This window comes from Euryhalocaulis sp. (genome assembly GCF_013911995.1).
Taxonomy (GTDB): domain Bacteria; phylum Pseudomonadota; class Alphaproteobacteria; order Caulobacterales; family Maricaulaceae; genus Euryhalocaulis; species Euryhalocaulis caribicus.
Window position 1 is genome coordinate 1 of record NZ_JACESD010000056.1, and the last position, 18,216, is coordinate 18,216.

An 18,216-nucleotide genomic window follows, 5' to 3' on the forward strand; every position below is an offset into this window, starting at 1 on the left:
GGGCCTGGTGCGCTTCACGGCCGGCGCTCAGACGCAGCAGGCGCGCCCGGCCCTCGGCGGTAATGACGCGGCGCTCCGCGTCGCCGCTGATTGCGCCATCGGCCATCAAGCCGCCGGCCTCCGCCGCGCTCAGGCGGCACACCGGACGCCGCCGCCGGTCGCCCGCCGGATAAACGGCCCAGTCTTCCCCGCCCGACATCGGCATCAGCGCCGCCCCGCCCACGGCAAGCCGTCGCAAGGCGCGGTCCGCTCTGCGGCCGCTCATGGCGCGGGGGCCGCGCGCAGGCAGTCCTCCAGCGCGTCCAGCTGCGCGTCCAGCGCCGGATCGTCCCGCGCGTCCTCAATTCTGTGGCAGGCATAGGCCGCCGTGGACCGGTCGCGCCCGAACGCCATCGCCACGCGCGCCAGGTTCATGCCGAACCCGACATGCGCCAGATACATCGCCACCTGCCGCACGCGCGTCACGTCCCGCCGTCCGCCGCGCCGCTCAACGGCCACCGCCTCCAGCGGCGCCCCGAACGCATAAGCCGCCGCCGCCAGCGCCAGCTTCGCCCGCGCCATATCCTCATTCACCGTTTCCGCCGGATTTGTCATTCCAGTCTTTTCCTCCATTCAGACCCACATAATAGGCCGGAATTCCAAAAGCGAGGAAAATAATCCTATTATCCATGCGGCGATAAACCCAAAGCCCTGAAATGCTTGAGGTTCGGATCAGATTATACGGTGGAAAAAGCCTAGCCAGCCCACGCGATTGCGGGCGTGTGAAGGGATTCTTCAAACGGGCGGAAAACGTCGTGGCCCAGCACCATATGGTCGCGGCCGTCATCGGAGGTCAGGGGAAGACGCACCCAGAAGCGGGCGATGGGGCGTTCCTCGCCGCGCCAGCAGACGCGCTGCGCCCCGCAGACCGGGCGCAGGGTCTCGCGGGCAAGATCCAGCGCGCGGCGCCAGCTGCGGCCTGTCTCGCCCAGCGGCAGATCGTCTATGACGGCGCCGCTGATTTCTTCGCCCAGCGCCTCATAGAACCGCGTTCCCGCAAGTCGAATGCGCCACTGGCCCTGCTTGATTTCGAATACGCTCAGGCCCGGCAGCAACCGCGGCATCTCGCCAGGGTCGAGTGCTTTCCTGTTGGGCGGCTGATCATCTTCAAAGCTGTCGCGCCACCAGTCATGCAGGGCGCGATGCTCGTCCAATACCAGCTGAGCACGAAATAGACTTCCACGCGCGGACATGAGTCCTCGCCGACCCCCCGATTAGTGCTTCGGCTAAGTTGCGAATCACTATTCAGTGATTTGGGGACTCTTGGCAAGAGTCCGATTCGCATTCTGATTCAATGAATGAATCGAAATAAAAAAAGGGCGGCCCGCCGGACCGCCCTTTCGCAATAATATCAACGGATTTCGCCGCTGTTATTTTTTCGCCTTGCGGCCCAGGCCCATTTTCTTGGCCAGTTCGGAGCGTTGCTTGGCGTAATTGGGCGCGACCATCGGATAGTCGGCCGCCAGGCCCCACTTCTCGCGGTATTCCTCGGGCGACATGTCGTACTTGGTGCGCAGGTGGCGCTTCAGCGACTTGAACTTTTTCCCGTCTTCCAGGCAGACGATATAGTCCGGACTGACGGATTTCTTCAGCGGGACGGCCGGCTCCAGCGGTTCCGGCTCAACATGTCCGGCCTCGATCTGGCTGAGGGCTTCGTGAACGCCGCGGATCAGCTCCGGCAGCTCGGTCGAGGGCACGACATTATTTCCGACATAGGCGGAAACCACGTCAGCCGTCATCTCGATTAGTGCGTTATTATCGTCCATTATTGTGAACCTGTTCGTTTTAGAAAGACGGGGGGAACGTAGTCTTGGGGTCCGGCCCTGACAAGTATTTCAATGTCGCACTTACAGCTAAAAACCAAATAAAATTGCAGTGAGGACGCCGCGGAGGTTCTTTCGGCGTATTTTAGAAAGTGAGTTAAGGTTTGATTGCTGTATTCGAAAGCACGCAAAGCGTGTTGAAGCAGAAAAATTGAACCGCCCTTCGCCATTGCGGCAGGCCCGCCCGGTCTGTAATGCGGTCGCGGTTCCAATCACGGTTCTACTTACACCCTATGACTGACGCGCCTGAAATCGCTGCAGAGGCCGCGCGCCGCCGCGCCTTCGCCATCATCTCCCACCCGGACGCCGGCAAGACCACGCTGACGGAAAACCTGCTGCTGTCCGCCGGCGCCATCCGCCTGGCCGGGGCGGTGCGGGCGCGGGGCGAACAGCGCCGGGCAACCTCCGACTGGATGAAGATCGAGCGCGAACGCGGCATTTCCGTGTCCGCCTCCGTCATGACGTTCGATCACCGGGCGCTGGTCTTCAACCTGCTGGATACGCCGGGCCATGAGGACTTCTCCGAAGACACCTACCGCACCCTGACCGCCGCCGACAGCGCAGTGATGGTGCTGGACGCGGCCAAGGGCGTGGAGCCGCAGACGCTCAAGCTGTTCGAGGTCTGCCGCCTGCGCGACATCCCGATCACCACCTTCATCAACAAGATGGACCGGGAAGCGCGCGATCCGTTCGAGCTGATCGAGGAAATCCAGGAGACGCTGGCGCTGGACGCCGCGCCGATGCAATGGCCGGCCGGGTCCGGCGGGCGGTTTGCGGGCCTGAAAGACCTCTCGACCGACGAATTCATGGTCTATTCGCGGGATGAGGACCGCGACGCCGGGGCGCCCGCCGACCGTATTCCGGCCAGCGGCAATTCCATCCGTGAGACGCTGGACGATGCGGTTTACGAGGAAATGGAGGAAGGCGCGCTGCTGGCGCAGGATGGCTATTCGCAATTCGATCTGCAGGCGTACCGCGAAGGGCACCTGACGCCGGTCTATTTCGGGTCCGCGCTGCGCGGGTTCGGGGTGCGGGAATTGCTGGACGCCCTGGCCGATATCGCGCCGCAGCCCGCCCCGGTGAAAGCCCAGACGAAAGAGGGCGAGACGACGATCCAGCCGGGCGATTCCGAAGTCTCCGGCTTTGTGTTCAAGATCCAGGCGAACATGGATCCGAACCACCGCGACCGCGTCGCCTTCCTGCGTCTGACTTCGGGCAAGTTCGAGCGCGGCCAGCGCCTGAAAACCGCGACCGGCAAGCCGGTTCCGGTGCATTCCCCGGTCTCTTTCTTCGCCCATACGCGGGAAACCACCGACATCGCCTATGCCGGCGATGTCATCGGCGTGCCGAACCACGGCCTGTTGCGGGTCGGGGACTCGCTCTCCCAGTCCGGGAAATACGAATTCTCCGGTCTGCCGAACTTTGCGCCGGAGATGCTGCGCCGGGTGCGGGTGACCGATCCGCTGAAGCAAAAGCACCTGAAAAAGGCGCTGGAAGGTCTCTCCGAAGAAGGCGTGACGCAGCTTTTCCGCCCCATAATCGGCGCGGATTTTATCGTCGGCGCGGTCGGTCAGCTGCAACTGGAAGTCATGGCGGAGCGCCTTTCCAGCGAATATAATCTGGATGTGGTTTTCGAGCCCTCTCCTTATGAGACCGCCCGCTGGGTGGCCGGGGACGAGAAGGAAATCGACCGGCTGGGCGAGCAGCGCAAGATGCAGATGGCCGAGGATATCGACGCCGCGCCGGTCTTCCTGGCCAAGAGCGAGTGGGAAGCGGGCTATGTTCAGGAGAAATTCCCGGACTTGCGCTTCCTGAAGGTGCGCGAACGCAACTGATTAAAAATATTTGCCGCGCGGAGACCGTTTTGTCGTGGTTGCGCGTTATATTCCCCGTCGATTGCGATCGGGGGCGATCATGAAACATTTGTTTGCGGCGTGCATGGGCGCGCTTCTTCTTTCCGGGTGCGGACAGGTTGGCGATAAATTCGGCGAACTGGCCGAACGCGGCCGGATCTATGCGGAGCGTATCCGCGTGCTGATCGCGGGCGAGGACGTGCCCAATACGAACAATAGCGATCAGGATGGAACCGCCCGCGCGGCAAGCGATGGCCCGGCGGCGCCGGACAACGCCCCGCTGTTGCCGGCGCGGCTGGCCTTCGGGGCCGATGGATGGTTCGTCTGGGCCAGCTGGCATTATCACCAGTCAGGGCTGGTCTGCGCGCCGAAGCTGGGCGAATTCACCTTCTCAAGGGCCAGGAGCGGCGATGACGCGGCCGCCTGGTGCACCTATTACGGGACGGAATTCCAGACGCTTCGTCTGTCGCATGACGGCAAGGCGGAGGCCTATGGCGAGGCCGCGGCGCTGTCGCGCGAATTCGACAATGCTGCGGGCGGCGCCTTGCGGGTGGAGTGCGAATGTGAATCGCCCCGCCATGACGCCGCGTTCGAGACGGCGGCGGAGGAAGCGCGCCGTGCGCAGCTTGCCTTCGACAAGCGCGACAGGCTATCGGGAGCGACGTGACCGCCGCTCTACTGGCCCTTCTTTTTCTGCAACAGGACGCGACGGGCGACCGCATCGGCGCCCGCGCCGCCCCGGAATCTCTGGTCTGCCCGGAGACTCTGGGCGCGTTTTCGCGCGATGCGGCGTCGGATACGGGCGATTTCTGCGCCTATTCCCACCCCTCCGGCGCCGATGCGCGCATCTGGCTGCAGGATTCCGCAGCCCCGGCGGATGAGGCGGCGGACCGGGTGGCGACGCTTCTGGACCGCCGCACCCCGCAACCCTTTGACGGGCGCGTCCTGCATCTGGGCGAAACCGACGCCGGAGACCTGCGCGAGGAGGTCTGGCTGGCCGCGTTCGGGGGGCGTGAAATCCTGATCCGCAGCCGCTACGCCATCCCCGGCTTCGCCCGCGCGCCGCTGATCGCGTTTGGCGAGGCGTTTTCGCTTGAGAACGGCCTTGTCCCGGAAACAGAAACCGCCGCCGCGCCGGGCGATTGCCCGGCTCCGCCGGACGGTTTCACGCGCGAAGAACGCCTGACCGGCATTCAGGCCGGGGCCGCGGCGCGCTGGAGCTGCGCCTATGTCAGCGGCAATATCTTCGGATTCTATTACGCCCCCATCGATTCAAGGCTGGCCCATGAAGGGTTTGACGGCCAGCTTTCAGACGGCGCGGAGGCCGTTTCGGCGCCCGCGCCCATGCCCGCGGCGGAGCGTCTGGTAATCGACCAGCAGGTCTATCGCGGTCAATGGCTGCGCGGGGAGGGGCCGGACGCCCGGGCGCTGGAAATCGACTGGGAAACGGCGGAAGAAACGCCGCAGGCGGCGGCGCTGGCGCGGGCGCTGGGCTTTTAGGCGGCTTCGGTTTCCGCCGCTTTGCGCACTTTCCAGAACCGCATCACGCGCTCCGCCGCCTCGCGCGGGGTCTCGTCATAGACTTTGCCCAGCGACTGGGCGTGGCCCAGATCCGGCCCGCCTTCGCCGGCGCGCAGCAGCGCCAGCGTCACGAACAACGACCGGTCCAGCCCGGCGGCCTTGCAGACCAGCGCCAGCGGTTCCTGCGACGGGTTGCGGAACACCGAACGCGCGGCGTTGAAATCAATCTGCGCGGTGTCGGCGAATGCGATCAGGAAGCGCGTTTCCTCGCCGTCGCGGAGCTGGCGGGCCAGGAAGCTGGCGTCGACCTGTTTGCGGAGCCTGGCGTTGCGCACGAATTTGCGCGCGTCCTCGTAATCGGCGGGCAGGGAGTCGTCCGGGCGGGCGCGGCGGTTTTTCAGCGCGCCTTCCAGCTCTGATTCGCTAAGCGCCTCATTGCGCTCAAGAATTTTCTGTTTCAGCCGGTCCTCGACGAAGGCGTACATCTCGTTCAGGAGGTCGGGCGGCAGGCTGGCGCGCTGCACCAGGGGGCCATGCAGGATGGTGGCGTCCTGCGCCCGGTCGACCAGTGTTTCCATGGACTTGCGGGAAATCGCGGCGCCTTCGTTTGAGGCGAGGCGGGCGAGGGTTTCGTCATCGCCGCGCTGGACCACCGCGTCCGAAACCGCTTCGGGAACATACTCGCGCCCGGCGATGGCGAGCAGGTGTTCCTGACCGCGGGAATGGGCGATGGTGACAAGGTCGTGGTCCTTGAGGGCGAAGGATTTCCGCAGGACTTTCCCGGCGACGGAGATCTGTTCATCCGAGGCCAGTTGGCGGACGAGGCGATAGGGCGCATCGGGCGTATCGGCAAAACGCTCGGCCAGTTCGATCCGCACTTCCTCGGCCATTTCCTGCGAAACGGAGGACAGGATGACGTCGAAATCCTCCGATTCCTGCGCGCTGCGGTCCTGATCGCTGGTTTCGAAGAACAGGTCGGTGACTTCACGCAGCAGCACGCGGCGCTTGTCGCTGGACTTTTCCGCGGCGAGCGCGGTGAGGGATTGCAGCGTTGACGGCATGATTGGCGGCCCCGGGCATTGGCGTCTGTACGGGGGTGTAAGCCAGGGGTCGTAAAGAAAGCGTCGCCGGAAAGGGCAAAAGTGAGTGTTTTTCGCCCCGAAAAGCGAAAAACCAGCGCGGATATCTTACTGAAAATGAAGCGGCGCCGACCGGTCGCGCAAAAGCGGCGAGCCGCCCAGAAACGCCGCGCGCAGAACCCGGTCAGCGCCTGTGTATGTCAACGCCGAGACGCCCTGCGAGTTTCGCGCAAATCTGTCCAATCACAGTCTGGCCCCTGAAAAAGCGGGGACGTTGCCGCCGTTTTCCACGCGGCGAAATCTCCAAAGCGCAGCGTTAACAATGGCTTGCCGGAAAAGAGCCGCCCGCGACCAGACCGGCTGCGCGGCGGGCGCAAGATTGTCGCGGTGCGGGCGAGACCCGCGTGAGGAGGGAGTTCAAGGATCATGACGATCTCGACAAGCCGGCAGCGGCGCAAGCGCGTCGCGTCAAAAATCATGGATGCGGTGGAAGCCGCGCTGGAGGCGGACACGGCCGCCGAGGCGGAGAAATGGGCCAAGACCCTGACCGTGCTGACCGGGGCGATGAAGTCGGCGGAGGGCCTGTTGCCCGAGCCGGCGGAGACGCCGGACGCGCCGGACCCGGCGCGGGAGCGCAAGCTGAAGGAAGAATTCAACGCCGAGGTGGACCGTCTTGTCGAACAGCGAATCCGGGAACGGCAGCAGGCTGGATCTCAGCGAGGCTGAACGCGGCGCGGTCCGCCGCGACTGGGAAATCTGGCGGGCAGGGCATCAGGTTCCGCCGCAGGGCGACTGGCGCATCTGGCTGATCCTGGGCGGGCGCGGCGCGGGCAAGACGCGGGCCGGAGCCGAGTGGGTGCGCGCGGCCGTGGAGGCCGGGCGGGCGGGCCGTATCGCCCTGATCGCGCCGACTTTCGAGCTGGCGCGGGAGGTGATGATAGACGGGCCGAGCGGGTTCCGCGCCATCGCCCCGGCAAAGGCGCGGCCGCGCTATGTGGCCTCCCGCCACGCGCTGGAATGGCCGAACGGCGCGGTGGCCAGCGTGTTCTCCGCCGAGGACCCGGACTCCATAAGAGGGCCGCAGCACGATCTGGCGTGGGGCGACGAGTTTTGCGCCTGGCCCCGGGCGCAGGCGGTGCTGGACATGGTGCGCATGGGGCTGCGCGTGGGCGAGGATCCGCGCTGTCTTCTGACCACCACGCCGCGGCCGATCCCGGCGCTGAAAGCCCTGCTGGCGTCCGGCGAGACGGTGGTGACGCGCGGGCGGACGGACGAGGCGAACTTCCTGCCTGAAGCCTTCCGCGCGGCGATGCGCGAAGCCTATGGCGGCACGGCGCTGGGCGCGCAGGAGCTGGACGGCGAGGTGGTGGAGGACCGGGCCGGGGCGCTGTGGACCCACGCCATGCTGGAAGCCGCGCGGGGGGAGGCGCCGGCGCGGCTGGACCGCATCGTGGTGGCGGTGGACCCGCCGGTGACGGGCGGACCGCGCGCCGATGGCTGCGGCATCGTGGTGGCGGGCGCGGCGGGCGAGGGACTGGCGCGGCGCGCCTTCGTGCTGGCTGACGCCAGCGTGCAGGGGCGGTCCCCCGATGGATGGGCGCAAGCTGTGGCGGCGGCGTTCGAGACGTGGGAGGCGGACCGCGTGGTGGCCGAGGTGAACCAGGGCGGCGATCTGGTGACGCAAGTCTTGCGCAGCGCCGCGCCGAACCTGCCCGTGACCACCGTCCGCGCCAGCCGCGGGAAGGCGGCGCGGGCCGAGCCGGTGGCGGCGCTTTATGAGCAGGGACGCGTCACCCATTGCGGCGTGTTCGAGGCGCTGGAGACCGAGCTGCGGGCGCTGGGCACGGAGGCGGCCTGCGCCGACGACCGCGCCGACGCGCTGGTCTGGGCGCTGAGCGAACTGATGCTGAACGTCCCGCCGGAGCCGCGGATAAGGTGGCTTTGATGGCGCATGTTCATTTTAGCACTGAACCTGATGCGGTTTGGCGCTATTCTCGGCCCAAAGAGCGGGGAGAGAAATCATGGCTGAATTCACGCTTTCACGCGCAGGATTGATTGGTGCGGCGGCGTTTACGGTGGCGACGGGCGCCGGGGCGCAGGGTTCCGGCAATCAGGACGCTAGCGAGGCGGACCTGTTGGCGCTGAACGAGGCGTTGTTCCAGTCCATGATCGTGCAGAAAGACGCTACGCTGTTCAACGAAGTCGCGGTTGAAGATTTCACGGTACTGGCGCCGGGCGGAATGGTGGAAGGCAAGGCCCGGGCGGCGGCCGGGATTGCTGCATGGGACGCTGCCTCGATCACCGTGTCGGGGCAGGAGGTGGCGCGCCATAGCGAAGTGGCGGTGGTTACCGGGCGGCTGGACATTGATGGCACGATGAAGCCGGTCGGGCGCTGGGGGCCGTTGAAGCATATGTCAGTCTATGAGTACGCGGACGGGGAATGGCGGCTGATTTCACGCGCCCTGACGCCGTGCGCCGAGATGCTGGTCAAGCTGGATCGCTGTTAGCGGCGGGGAACCTTCCAAACGGTCAGGGTTTGCCAAAAAACGGCGCAAACCCCATATTAACGCCGTAAATGGATGCTTCTTGAGGCAATGTCAGGTTTTGGAAGGGAGGCATGCGAATAATGACCAAACGCATTCCCCTCGACATTTTTGAACACAAGAATTCCGGATGGCTTCTGGCCACGGCCGAAGAACTGCCCGGTTTTATGGTGCAGGCTGGCACGCTGGAAGAGCTGAAGGTGCGTATTCCGCGCGTTCTGAAGCGCTATTTCAAGCGCCGGGATGACGAGACTTTCGACGTGACCATAGCTGACGAGCATCCCGCCCCGTCAGGTTATGGCGCTACCCGCGTTTTTGCTGAATTTGAAGACACCGCTCTGGCGTCAGCCTGAATGTCGCCTGAGGCGTATTGGGCCGAACTGGAGCGCCGGTGCGGCCTGATCCGGATGGGCAGCGGGCAGGACGGCAACTGCCTGTGCAGTGATCGCAACCAGACGCATTTTGAAATTCCCGATCCCGAAGAAATGCCGGATGATGAAACGCGCGCCGACACGCTGGAATTCGTGATCGAGCATTTGCACCGCCATGCGCTGGGGTATTGAAAAAGCGCAGCATCTTTTTCGTGTGATTGAAAGCAGCCTGTGGAAGCAAACCGGCAAGCGGGAAAACCTCTGGTGCATTCCCGGTTGAGCCGATGCGTTGCGCGGGTGAATGTCCTGTCCGGGGCTGCCGGAACGACAGGACGGATAAATAACAATGAATAACTGGATATTGGCGGCGGCTCTTGCCGGGACGCTTGGCCTGACGGCGGGGGCGGGCGCGGCGTCGCAAGCGCAGCCCGGGCCGGCGGAGATTGACGCCTACGCGGAGGAATTGCGCGTGCGCGAGGGCGTGCCGGGCATGGCGCTGGCCGTGATCGAGAACGGCGAAGTCACGCACCTGGCGGCCTATGGCGACCGCAAGCTGGAGCCGCGCGCGGCGCTGGATCCGGACACGGTGATGTATGGCGCGTCGCTGACCAAGTTCGTGTTCGCGGCTTATGTGATGCAACTGGCCGAAGACGGGCTGGTCGATCTGGACTGGCCGATTGGCGAGTATTTCGACAGGCCGCTGCCCGAATATGAGGAATGGGCCGATCTGGAGGGCGACGAGCGGTGGGGGGAGCTGACGCTTCGGCTGTTGCTGAGCCATCAAACAGGCTGGGCGAATTTCCGCTTCTTTCCGCCGGAAGGCGGGTTCGATCCGGACGCGAAGTTGAAATTCTACCTCGATCCCGGGACGCGCTACGCTTATTCGGGCGAGGGATTTATTCTGGCACAGCGGGCGGTGGCCGAGGTGATCGGGCGCGATCCGGGCGAGGATATGCGGGACCGGATTTTCGATCCGCTGGGCATGAGCCGCACCAGCATGGTCTGGCGCGAGGATTTCCGGCCCAATTTCGCCAGCGGCTATACGGTCGATGGCGAGGACGCCGGGCACAACATGCAGGACAATACGCGGGCTTCGGGCTCCATGGACACGACGATCCGCGACTTCGCGGCGTTCGTGGCCGCGTTCCAGCGGGGCGAGGTGGTGTCGGCGGCGTCGAGGGACGAGATGCTGTCGCCGCAGATCGCGATTGCCTCGGCGCACCAGTTTCCGCCGCTGGACCCGGCGGATAATCCGGCGAACGCGGAGGTGAATCTTTCCGGCGGGCTGGGCGTGGAGGTCTGGGACGCGCCGGACGGCCGCGGCTTCATAAAGGGCGGCCATAACGAGAAGACCGACAACATGCTGACCTGCGTGGATGACGGGCAGCGCTGCGTTGCCCTGCTGATGAACACGGCCAAGGGCGACCGGGTCTATCCGCAGCTTATCGAATATGTGCTGGGCGGGACGGATTTCCCCTGGCCGTGGAAATACAGCGCGCTGGAGGCGGAGGAGTAAGTTCGCCAAGTCTGAAAACGCTGCCCGTTATGAGGAAATTCGATTGATTTTCCATGAGAGGCGGCGGTCAGGGCGCAATGTTTTCAATCGTTTGAGATTTTATTTTCGGGAAAAATCAGACCGGGACGGGCGCGGCGCTATATTCGGCAGGCTCGCGGGATTGGAGGTCAGGCGGCTTCCGCCTCGTTCAGCCAGGCGCGGGCTTCGGCTTCGGTGTAGAAATCGGTGATGCGGATGCCGAGATTTTGCAGGTTCCAGCACACCATCGAGGACACCAGGAAAGCCGGATTGACAATGACCGCCGTGTGGCGGCCTTCGAACGCGGCGGTGAAACGGGAGATGGAGCGTGCGAACTCTATCTCCTCCCAGGTGTCGGAGTCGGTGTCGACGCCGGACAGGTCGATAATCGTATAGGGGCAGGCGGCGCGGGTTTCGGGCTTCGAGAGGGCCTCCATCACGGCCATCCTGTCATCCATCGTCATGACGCCGCTAAGGCTGGCGCGGGCAAGACCCTTGCTCTGGTCTATGACGATCTCATGCATGGCGATCCTCGTTTGCCGGGCGCGCTTCTCTTTGACTTGTCCACAGCCTCGCCCGGCAATGGTTAAGAGGGTCCGAACGCCGCTGTCATCGGGGCGTCAAATAGGCCAGTAAAAACAAATAAATAACAGGAGTAAGCGATGCTGGGTCTGATGCAGCGCGCGTTTCAGCGCGCGCCGGCGGCGAAACAGGGCGCGGGCGGTCTGGTGGCGCTATCGGCGCCGGGCGCGCCAGTGTGGACGCCGCGCGATTACGGCAGGATGGCGCGCGAGGGCGTGGCCGCGAACCCGGTGGTTCATCGCTGTGTGCGGATGATCGCGGAAGGGGCGGCGGGCCTGCCCTTCGTGGTTCGCCGGGACGGGATGCGCGCGGCGGCGGAGGATCCGGCGGCGGCGCTGCTGGCCGCGCCGAACCCGGGCGAGAGCGCGCCGGAATTGTTCGAGACGCTGTACGGGCACTTGCTGACCGCGGGGAACGCCTATCTGGAGGCGGCGGCGCTGGATGGCGCGCCGCGGGAGCTGTACGCGCTGCGCCCCGACCGGATGCGGGTCCGCGCCGGAACGCGCGGCTGGCCCGAGGGCTGGGATTACAGCGCCGGGGGTCGGACCGTGCGGTTCACGCGGAATGCGGCCAGCGGGCGCTCGCCCATCCTGCACCTGAAACTGTTTCACCCGGCGGACGATCACTACGGGCTGTCGCCGCTGGAGGCGGCCGCAAAGGCGGTGGACATACACAATGTCGGGGCGGGCTGGACCAAGGCGCTGCTGGACAATGCGGCGCGGCCAAGCGGCGCTCTGGTCTATTCGGGCGGGGACGGGCGGCTGACCGGGGACCAGTATGAGCGGCTGCGCGCGGAGCTTTCCGAAACGCACCAGGGGGCGGCGAATGCGGGACGGCCGCTGGTGCTGGATGGCGGACTGGACTGGAAGCCGCTGTCGCTCTCGCCCGCCGAGATGGAGTTCCTGGAGGCGCGGCGGGAGGCGGCGCGGGAGATCGCGCTGGCCTTCGGCGTGCCGCCCATGCTGCTGGGCATTCCGGGGGACAATACCTACGCGAACTATCGCGAGGCGAACCTGGCCTTCTGGCGGCAGGCGATGGTTCCGCTGGCGCGCAAGACGGCGCGGGCGCTGACGCTGTGGGCGCGGCCGTGGTTTGGCGAAGGCGTGGAGATCATCGCGGACGAGACGAAGACGCCGGGCGTGGAAGCCGACCGGGCGGCGGAATGGAAGCGCGTGGCGGAGGCGGACTTCCTGAGCGATGCGGAGAAGCGCGCGGCGCTGGGGCTGGAAGGAGACGGGCAATGAGCAAGGTGTTGCCGGCGCGCGAACGCTGGCGGCTGGAGCGGCAGGTGACGCTGGGCGTAATCATGGCGATGACGGTGCAGGCGGGCGCGGCGCTGGTCTGGGCCGGGTCGGCGGGCGAACGCCTGAGCCAGCTGTAGCGGCGGGCCGACCTGACGCAGCCGCTGGGCGAGCGGCTGGCCCGGATCGAGGCGAAGGTGGAGCTGTCCGGCGCGGCGCTGGCGCGGATTGAAGCCCGATTGTCGCCAAACAGTAATGATACGGGGCTGGCCGAGACGCGTGCGGACCAATAGGTTCCGCCGCGCGAGAGAAACAAATTGAAGGTTTGACTCGAATGAAGAACGTAATTTTCGCCAGCGCCGCGGCGCTGGCCGTGTCCGCCGCGCCGGCTCTGGCGCAGGACGATGGCGCGGCCCAGTCCCAGCTGACGCCGGCCCCGGCCGAGCAGGGCGCTGCGCAACAGCAAATGTCCCCCGAGCAACAGCAGGCTGCGCAAATCGTGCAGGGCTACATGGTGATGAAAGCCGTGGACGCCTATTCGCAGAAATGCGGCGCGTTTCCGGCGGGCGAACAGGCCATCCTGAACAGCCAGATGGATGAGGTCGAGACGCGTCTGGCCGAAGCCGAGATCGATCTGAGCGGCGATGTGCAACAGGCGGTTTCCGGCGCCGAGGCGGCGGAATGCGGCCAGGGCGAGTATCAGCAGATGTACGAAGCGGTGGGCGGGCAGCTCTCCGTTCCGGTCGACGTGCTGGTTCTGGGCATCGCCGCGGTTGAGGATTCCTGCCGCGCCAAGCTGCTGGACGTCGATAGCGACGCCAGTTTCGATGCGCTGGTGACGGCCCGTCAGGCCAATTACGAAGGCCCGATGCCGGAAAACCTGAAACAGGGCGTCACCCAGACCAGCGCCCAGCTGACCCAGCTTTGCGCCTCCGAGGACGCGGAGATGGTGGCGAACGCCAAGGGCAGCGTGGAGATCGCCGCGGTACAGGCCGCGCTCGACGCGCAATAGGCTTTGCCTGACAACTGAATAGCTTATCGGAAACCGGCGGCGCGGAATGCGCGGCCGGTTTTCTTTTGCGCGAAGGAAAATCGCCGATGACGAAGATTGCCGGTTACGCCTCCCTGTTCGGGGCGGCGGACCTTGCGGGCGACGTGGTGCGCCCGGGCGCGTTTGCGGCCGCGCTTCTGCGGCGCGGGACGGGCGGGGTGCGGATGCTGTTCCAGCACGAGGCCAGCGAGCCGGTGGGCGTGTGGCGCGCGATCCGGGAAGATTCCCGCGGCCTGTACGTGGAGGGCGAGCTGCTGGCCGCCGGACCGCGGGGAGAGACGGCGGGCGCGCTGGTGCGGGCCGGGGCGCTGGACGGGCTGTCCATCGGCTACCGGCCGACCCGGATGCGGCGCGGGCCGCGGGGGCGGGAGCTGCTGGAGCTGGATCTGTGGGAGGTCTCCATCGTGACCTTCCCGATGCTGCCCGGAGCGCGGCTCCGACTGATCGAAACCGAAGACGTAATGGCGGCCTAAAGCGCCGCTTTTTTTGTGCCTGGAAACAAGGAGAGACCATTGAAACAGGACGCCAAGACGATTGCCGCCTCGCCGGAGACCAAGGCGGCGCACCATGATTTCCTGAGCGCCTTTGAGGCGTTCAAGGCGGCCAATGACGAACGGCTGGCCGAGCTGGAGAAGAAGGCCGCCGCCGACACGCTGCTGGAGGACAAGGTCGGGCGGATCGACGATGCGCTGACCCGCCAGAAGGCGGCGCTGGACCGCATGGCGCTGGACGCCGCGCGCCCCGATCTGGGCGAGGCGAGACCGGCCGGGCCGAGCGAGGCCAAGGCCGCCTTCGACGCCTATGCCCGACAGGGCGACGCGGCGCGCCTGATGCAGGTGAAATCGCTGTCGGCCGGGTCGGACGCCGATGGCGGCTATGTGGTGCCCGAGGAGACGGAGCGGACCATCGAGGCGCGGCTGGCCGAGGCCTCGCCCATCCGCGCCATCGCCAGCGTGCGGCGCATCTCCGCCGGAACCTACAAGAAGCCGGTGAGCCTGGGCGGGGCGGCGTCCGGCTGGGCGGGCGAGACGGCGGCGCGGCCGGAGACGGACTCCCCGACCATGGACCTGCTGGAATTCCCGGCGGCCGAACTCTACGCCATGCCGGCGGCGACCCAGAGCCTGCTGGACGATGGCTGGTGGATCTGGACGACTGGCTGGCCGGCGAGGTCTATGAGAGCGGCGGAGAGAGCTGGACGCGCGAAATCGCCAAGCCGGTTGAGGATTCTGTTCGCGTGTCGGTGGACGGCGTGGAGCTGAATGCCGCGACGTTCAGCGTGGATGCGGCGGCCGGGGTCGTGACGTTGTTACAGGCGCCGGAGAATGGCGCGGCGGTAACGGCGGGGTTCGCGTTCGATACGCCGGTGCGGTTCGACACGGATCGGTTTGAGGTGGCGATCGAGGCGTTCCGCGCCGGGGCGCCGGTCAGCCTGCCGGTGATCGAAATTCTTTCGTGATTGTCATTTTACGGAGCGCCGGGAAGCGGCGATGATCGCGCCTCAAATCAATGGGGGAGAGACGCGATGCGCATTCTGACCGGGGCTTTGCTGGCGGCGGGACTCGCTGCGCCGATGGCGGCACAGGCCAAGACCGAACAATTCACCACGCAGGGCTATTCGATCAGCCAGAGTTACGAGATTGCGGCCGATCCGCAGACCGTGTTCGACGCGGCGACGGGCGATGTCTCCGGCTGGTGGGATCACAGCTTCTCGCGCGGGTTCGGGATGGATCCGGACGAGTTTTACCTGGAGCCGAAAGCCGGCGGGCATTTCATCGAACGCTTCGGCGATGGCGCGGAAGTGCTGCACGCGACCGTGATCTATGTGAAGCCGGGCGAGGCGCTGCGCTTTGACGGGCCGCTGGGTTTCAATGGCAACGCGATGAATTTCGTGGTCAGCTACAAGCTGTCGCCGACCGAGGCGGGGACGCAGTTCGACGTGCTGGTGAATATCAGCGGCCAGATCAACGAGCAGGGCGCGCAGGCCGCCGCCGGGGTGTGGGACCACTTCATCGGCGACCGTCTGAAGACCTATGTCGAGGCGGAGTGTCATGAACGCCCGGATGAGCCGTGTTCGGCGTTTGAGGAGTCAGGCGTTGAAGAGGGCGAGGACGAGGGTGACGCTGAGCAGTGAGAGTAGCGTCGTCACCGTGATCGCGGCGGCGATGGTGTTCTGATAGACGCGCTCATGCGCGGTCTGGACGAAGACGGCGACAGCGGTCGGCATTGAGGTGAACAGCACCGCCGCGCCGGTCTGTTCAGGCGTTGCGCCGATCAGGATCATGCCGAGCCAGGTGAGGCCGGGCATGGCGATCAGCTTCATTAATGTGATGGCGGTAAGCCGCCCTGCACGCTCGGCCACCGGGCCGCGCGGAGCGACGGCGAGGCTGACGCCCAGCGCGAACAGCGCGGCGGGACCGGCGGCGCGGCCCAGCAGGCGGAAGAAATTTTCCGCCGGTTCCGGGACCGGCAGGCGCAGCATGGCGACCAGAAAGCCGAGGATCATCGCCAGCACGATGGGATTGCGGGCGACCCGGCGCAGGGCGTCCGCGCCCGCTTTCAGGGAAACGCCGGTCTGGCCGTCTTCCGGGGCGGTGATGAAGGCCGCGCCGAGGGCGATGATCACGATCCCCTCGCACAGCATCAACAGCAGATAGGGCGCGCCCCATCCCTCTATCGTCAGGACGATGGGCAGGCCGAGGAACACCGCATTGCCAAGCGTGGAGCCGAAGGCGTGCGCCCCGGCCTCTCTCAGCGAGAGGCTAAACAGGGTGCGCGCCATGATCAGGCTGACGAAGAAGATCCCCACTGCGACGCCGAGATAGACGCCGGTGAAGGGCAGGTCGGCGAGGCCGGGCGGCGGGTTCGTGGCCGCGAAGATGAACAGCGCGGCGGGCATGGCGAACAGGAAGACGAACCGGTTGAGCGCCTGCGCCTGGTCGCCGGCGATCAGGTTCGCGCGCCCGGCGAAAAAGCCGAGCGCGATGATGGCGAAAACCGGAAGGGCCTGAGCGAGCGCGGGAAGCATTGCGCGACCCGCATAGCGCGGCGGGGCCGCCGCCGGAAGCATCAAGAGGAAAATTAGATGAGACAGATACCGGACGCCCTTCAGGCGAAGCTGGAGGACGGGGTGACGACTCTGTGCTGGTGCTGGCGGGTGGAGCGCCGCGACGGGGCGGTGTTCGGGTTTACCAGCCATGACCGGGACCTCAGCTTTGACGGCGCCGATTACCGGGCGCAGGGCGGGTTCGAGCCAGGCGATATCCGGCGGGAGCTGGGCCTGAGCGTGGATGCAGGGAGCGTGCTGGGCGCGCTGAACGATGATGCAATCACCCAGGCCGATATCGCCGCCGGGCTGTGGGACGAGGCGGCGGTGACGGTTTTCCGCGTGGACTGGACGGAGCCGGAGCATCGCTATGCGGCCTGGCGCGGCGAGATCGGGGAGACGCGGCGCGGGGCGCTGGCCTTCGAGGCGGAACTGCGCGCGCCCTCGCACCGCCTGACCCAGACGACGGGGCGGGTCTATTCGCGGCGGTGCGATGCGGATGTGGGGGATGCGCGTTGCGGCGCGGATCTGGACGATGCGGCTTTCAAGGCGAGCGGGACGGTTGTTGAGGCGACAGGGGCGCGGGTCGTGGTTCTGGACCCGGCGCTGGAGCGGCTGGACGTTTCCGGCCTTTCGCGCCAGGCCCCGCTCAGCCTGGCGGCCGGGGCGCCCGCGCTGAGCCCGTATGACGAGGGCGCGACGCTGACAGGCGCGCACTGGACCGGATATGCGCTGCGTCCCTTGTCGCCCGCGCATTTGAGGGGCGTGCGGACGGCGGAGGGGATTGAGATTTCCTGGACCCGGCGCACCCGCATCGGCGGCGATGACTGGGCCGCGCCGGACGTTCCGCTGGGCGAGACAATGGAGGCTTATGCGGTCGAGATCATCAAGGACGGGGAGACAGCATTGACGCTGAACGCATCCGCGCCACGGGCGTTATTGGCGAATGCGCAGGAAATCGCGCTGTTTGGCGGCGCGGCGAGCGCGCTGGAAATCCGCGTTTCCCAGCTTTCCGGCCAGTGGGGCGCCGGCGCGCCGGCGGCGCGGGTTCTTTATCTCTAGCGTCCTTGCGCTTATCTCTTGGCGCTTGCGGCGCGCGCCGTTCCGGGCGTTATTTCTGAGAGATCAGGCGAGAGGACATCTGTGGCGGACGATCCGTACAAACTTCTGGGCGTTTCCAAAAACGCCAGTAAAGACGAGATACGGAAAGCGTACCGCAAGCTCGCCAAAGAGCTGCACCCTGACGTGCGGCCGGGCGACAAGGCGGCCGAGGACAAGTTCAAGGCCGCGACCACGGCTTTCAATATTCTGAGCGATCCCGACAAGCGGGCGCGCTTTGACCGCGGCGAAATCGACGCCGAGGGCAATGAACGCGGCCCGTTTGCAGGCGGCGGCCCGCGTCCGGGCGGCCGGCAGCAGGGGTACAGCTATAGTTCCCAAGGCGCCGGGCCGGGCGGCGGCGGATTCGAGGATATCGGCGATATTTTCGCCGACTTGTTTGGCCGCGGCGGCGGTGGCGGCGGGCCGGGCCGGGGC

25 protein-coding genes are annotated in these 18,216 nt (G+C 66.1%); 18 read left to right on the forward strand and 7 right to left on the reverse strand.

What is annotated here, in order from left to right; genetic code table 11:
* The 4 genes from H2040_RS12520 to H2040_RS12535 form a co-directional block, all read right to left on the reverse strand.
* Positions 1-265: hypothetical protein (locus tag H2040_RS12520; RefSeq protein WP_287157819.1), on the reverse strand; the 265-nt coding region annotated here is incomplete at its 3' end.
* The gene (locus tag H2040_RS12525; protein ID WP_287157821.1) at positions 262-594 is read right to left on the reverse strand and encodes a helix-turn-helix domain-containing protein; all 333 of its coding nucleotides are present in this window, start codon (positions 592-594) and stop codon (positions 262-264) included. The genes H2040_RS12525 and H2040_RS12520, both read right to left, overlap by 4 nt.
* 140 nt (positions 595-734) lie before the next feature.
* Positions 735-1,193, reverse strand: a complete 459-nt coding sequence (locus H2040_RS12530; RefSeq protein ID WP_287157822.1) for a PAS domain-containing protein — start codon at positions 1,191-1,193, stop codon at positions 735-737.
* A 216-nt stretch (positions 1,194-1,409) separates the two neighbouring features.
* On the reverse strand, positions 1,410-1,805 hold the full coding sequence (locus H2040_RS12535; RefSeq protein WP_022698662.1) for a Ros/MucR family transcriptional regulator: 396 nt from the start codon (positions 1,803-1,805) through the stop codon (positions 1,410-1,412).
* A 290-nt stretch (positions 1,806-2,095) separates the two neighbouring features.
* On the opposite strand from H2040_RS12535, the gene H2040_RS12540 reads away from it, so the two are divergent.
* The 3 genes from H2040_RS12540 to H2040_RS12550 all read left to right on the forward strand — a co-directional run bounded on the left by H2040_RS12540 (position 2,096) and on the right by H2040_RS12550 (position 5,215).
* The gene (locus H2040_RS12540) at positions 2,096-3,697 is read left to right on the forward strand and encodes a peptide chain release factor 3 (RefSeq protein ID WP_022698663.1); all 1,602 of its coding nucleotides are present in this window, start codon (positions 2,096-2,098) and stop codon (positions 3,695-3,697) included.
* A 79-nt stretch (positions 3,698-3,776) separates the two neighbouring features.
* Positions 3,777-4,382, forward strand: coding sequence for a hypothetical protein (locus H2040_RS12545; RefSeq protein ID WP_287157824.1), 606 nt, complete (start codon positions 3,777-3,779; stop codon positions 4,380-4,382).
* Positions 4,379-5,215 carry an acylphosphatase gene (locus H2040_RS12550; RefSeq protein ID WP_287157826.1) on the forward strand — a complete coding sequence of 279 codons (837 nt, stop codon included), beginning with the start codon at positions 4,379-4,381 and terminating at the stop codon, positions 5,213-5,215. Before H2040_RS12545 ends, H2040_RS12550 begins: the two co-directional genes overlap by 4 nt.
* On the opposite strand, the gene H2040_RS12555 is transcribed toward H2040_RS12550, so the two are convergent.
* Positions 5,212-6,297 (reverse strand): DUF2336 domain-containing protein, encoded by a 1,086-nt coding sequence (locus H2040_RS12555; RefSeq protein ID WP_287157828.1) that lies wholly within the window; start codon positions 6,295-6,297, stop codon positions 5,212-5,214. The genes H2040_RS12550 and H2040_RS12555 overlap by 4 nt on opposite strands.
* 444 nt (positions 6,298-6,741) lie before the next feature.
* On the opposite strand from H2040_RS12555, the gene H2040_RS12560 reads away from it, so the two are divergent.
* The 6 genes from H2040_RS12560 (at position 6,742) to H2040_RS12585 (ending at position 10,745) form a co-directional block, all read left to right on the forward strand.
* Positions 6,742-7,041 (forward strand): hypothetical protein, encoded by a 300-nt coding sequence (locus H2040_RS12560; RefSeq protein WP_287157830.1) that lies wholly within the window; start codon positions 6,742-6,744, stop codon positions 7,039-7,041.
* Complete coding sequence (locus H2040_RS12565; RefSeq protein ID WP_287157832.1) at positions 6,989-8,260, forward strand: DNA-packaging protein; 1,272 nt, start codon at positions 6,989-6,991, stop codon at positions 8,258-8,260. The genes H2040_RS12560 and H2040_RS12565 overlap by 53 nt, the downstream gene beginning before the upstream one ends.
* Positions 8,261-8,336: 76 nt before the next feature.
* On the forward strand, positions 8,337-8,822 hold the full coding sequence (locus H2040_RS12570) for a nuclear transport factor 2 family protein (RefSeq protein WP_287157834.1): 486 nt from the start codon (positions 8,337-8,339) through the stop codon (positions 8,820-8,822).
* Between the two features lie 119 nt (positions 8,823-8,941).
* Entirely contained in the window at positions 8,942-9,211 is a 270-nt protein-coding gene (locus H2040_RS12575) for a hypothetical protein (RefSeq protein WP_287157836.1), read from the forward strand.
* Positions 9,212-9,421: a hypothetical protein gene (locus tag H2040_RS12580; RefSeq protein ID WP_287157837.1), complete on the forward strand. Its 210-nt coding sequence runs from the start codon at positions 9,212-9,214 to the stop codon at positions 9,419-9,421.
* A 154-nt stretch (positions 9,422-9,575) separates the two neighbouring features.
* Entirely contained in the window at positions 9,576-10,745 is a 1,170-nt protein-coding gene (locus H2040_RS12585; protein WP_287157838.1) for a serine hydrolase domain-containing protein, read from the forward strand.
* Positions 10,746-10,912: 167 nt separating this feature from the next.
* Here the strand turns inward: H2040_RS12585 and H2040_RS12590 are convergent, their stop codons facing one another.
* Positions 10,913-11,287, reverse strand: a complete 375-nt coding sequence (locus H2040_RS12590) for a hypothetical protein (RefSeq protein ID WP_022698673.1) — start codon at positions 11,285-11,287, stop codon at positions 10,913-10,915.
* Between the two features lie 138 nt (positions 11,288-11,425).
* On the opposite strand from H2040_RS12590, the gene H2040_RS12595 reads away from it, so the two are divergent.
* From H2040_RS12595 to H2040_RS12625, 7 genes are all read left to right on the forward strand, one after another.
* Positions 11,426-12,589 carry a phage portal protein gene (locus H2040_RS12595; RefSeq protein WP_287157839.1) on the forward strand — a complete coding sequence of 388 codons (1,164 nt, stop codon included), beginning with the start codon at positions 11,426-11,428 and terminating at the stop codon, positions 12,587-12,589.
* Positions 12,586-12,726, forward strand: a complete 141-nt coding sequence (locus tag H2040_RS12600; protein ID WP_287157841.1) for a hypothetical protein — start codon at positions 12,586-12,588, stop codon at positions 12,724-12,726. Before H2040_RS12595 ends, H2040_RS12600 begins: the two co-directional genes overlap by 4 nt.
* A 194-nt stretch (positions 12,727-12,920) precedes the next feature.
* Positions 12,921-13,598: a hypothetical protein gene (locus H2040_RS12605; RefSeq protein WP_287157842.1), complete on the forward strand. Its 678-nt coding sequence runs from the start codon at positions 12,921-12,923 to the stop codon at positions 13,596-13,598.
* An 86-nt stretch (positions 13,599-13,684) separates the two neighbouring features.
* Positions 13,685-14,110: an HK97 family phage prohead protease gene (locus tag H2040_RS12610; protein WP_287157843.1), complete on the forward strand. Its 426-nt coding sequence runs from the start codon at positions 13,685-13,687 to the stop codon at positions 14,108-14,110.
* Between the two features lie 39 nt (positions 14,111-14,149).
* On the forward strand, positions 14,150-14,896 hold the full coding sequence (locus H2040_RS12615) for a phage major capsid protein (RefSeq protein WP_287157844.1): 747 nt from the start codon (positions 14,150-14,152) through the stop codon (positions 14,894-14,896).
* The gene (locus H2040_RS12620) at positions 14,842-15,093 is read left to right on the forward strand and encodes a DUF2460 domain-containing protein (RefSeq protein WP_287157851.1); all 252 of its coding nucleotides are present in this window, start codon (positions 14,842-14,844) and stop codon (positions 15,091-15,093) included. Before H2040_RS12615 ends, H2040_RS12620 begins: the two co-directional genes overlap by 55 nt.
* 66 nt (positions 15,094-15,159) lie before the next feature.
* Entirely contained in the window at positions 15,160-15,768 is a 609-nt protein-coding gene (locus tag H2040_RS12625; protein WP_287157845.1) for an SRPBCC domain-containing protein, read from the forward strand.
* Here H2040_RS12625 and H2040_RS12630 read toward each other — a convergent pair.
* The gene (locus H2040_RS12630; protein WP_287157847.1) at positions 15,724-16,662 is read right to left on the reverse strand and encodes an AEC family transporter; all 939 of its coding nucleotides are present in this window, start codon (positions 16,660-16,662) and stop codon (positions 15,724-15,726) included. The two genes, H2040_RS12625 and H2040_RS12630, sit on opposite strands and share 45 nt — an antisense overlap.
* A 57-nt stretch (positions 16,663-16,719) precedes the next feature.
* On the opposite strand from H2040_RS12630, the gene H2040_RS12635 reads away from it, so the two are divergent.
* Positions 16,720-17,742 carry a phage/gene transfer agent baseplate hub protein gene (locus H2040_RS12635; protein WP_287157848.1) on the forward strand — a complete coding sequence of 341 codons (1,023 nt, stop codon included), beginning with the start codon at positions 16,720-16,722 and terminating at the stop codon, positions 17,740-17,742.
* Between the two features lie 81 nt (positions 17,743-17,823).
* On the forward strand, positions 17,824-18,216 hold a 393-nt coding region (locus H2040_RS12640; protein WP_287157849.1), incomplete at its 3' end, for a DnaJ domain-containing protein.

Bases quoted from the DNA above. Each gene is read 5' to 3' on its own strand.
- H2040_RS12580 (WP_287157837.1), top strand. From the start codon at position 9,212: ATGTCGCCTGAGGCGTATTGGGCCGAACTGGAGCGCCGGTGCGGCCTG.
- H2040_RS12545 (WP_287157824.1), top strand. From the start codon at position 3,777: ATGAAACATTTGTTTGCGGCGTGCATGGGCGCGCTTCTTCTTTCCGGG.
- H2040_RS12560 (WP_287157830.1), top strand. From the start codon at position 6,742: ATGACGATCTCGACAAGCCGGCAGCGGCGCAAGCGCGTCGCGTCAAAA.
- H2040_RS12575 (WP_287157836.1), top strand. From the start codon at position 8,942: ATGACCAAACGCATTCCCCTCGACATTTTTGAACACAAGAATTCCGGA.
- H2040_RS12570 (WP_287157834.1), top strand. From the start codon at position 8,337: ATGGCTGAATTCACGCTTTCACGCGCAGGATTGATTGGTGCGGCGGCG.
- H2040_RS12600 (WP_287157841.1), top strand. From the start codon at position 12,586: ATGAGCAAGGTGTTGCCGGCGCGCGAACGCTGGCGGCTGGAGCGGCAG.
- H2040_RS12535 (WP_022698662.1), bottom strand. From the start codon at position 1,805: ATGGACGATAATAACGCACTAATCGAGATGACGGCTGACGTGGTTTCC.
- H2040_RS12635 (WP_287157848.1), top strand. From the start codon at position 16,720: ATGAGACAGATACCGGACGCCCTTCAGGCGAAGCTGGAGGACGGGGTG.
- H2040_RS12540 (WP_022698663.1), top strand. From the start codon at position 2,096: ATGACTGACGCGCCTGAAATCGCTGCAGAGGCCGCGCGCCGCCGCGCC.
- H2040_RS12525 (WP_287157821.1), bottom strand. From the start codon at position 594: ATGACAAATCCGGCGGAAACGGTGAATGAGGATATGGCGCGGGCGAAG.
- H2040_RS12625 (WP_287157845.1), top strand. From the start codon at position 15,160: ATGCGCATTCTGACCGGGGCTTTGCTGGCGGCGGGACTCGCTGCGCCG.
- H2040_RS12590 (WP_022698673.1), bottom strand. From the start codon at position 11,287: ATGCATGAGATCGTCATAGACCAGAGCAAGGGTCTTGCCCGCGCCAGC.
- H2040_RS12605 (WP_287157842.1), top strand. From the start codon at position 12,921: ATGAAGAACGTAATTTTCGCCAGCGCCGCGGCGCTGGCCGTGTCCGCC.
- H2040_RS12595 (WP_287157839.1), top strand. From the start codon at position 11,426: ATGCTGGGTCTGATGCAGCGCGCGTTTCAGCGCGCGCCGGCGGCGAAA.
- H2040_RS12610 (WP_287157843.1), top strand. From the start codon at position 13,685: ATGACGAAGATTGCCGGTTACGCCTCCCTGTTCGGGGCGGCGGACCTT.
- H2040_RS12555 (WP_287157828.1), bottom strand. From the start codon at position 6,297: ATGCCGTCAACGCTGCAATCCCTCACCGCGCTCGCCGCGGAAAAGTCC.
- H2040_RS12630 (WP_287157847.1), bottom strand. From the start codon at position 16,662: ATGCTTCCCGCGCTCGCTCAGGCCCTTCCGGTTTTCGCCATCATCGCG.
- H2040_RS12585 (WP_287157838.1), top strand. From the start codon at position 9,576: ATGAATAACTGGATATTGGCGGCGGCTCTTGCCGGGACGCTTGGCCTG.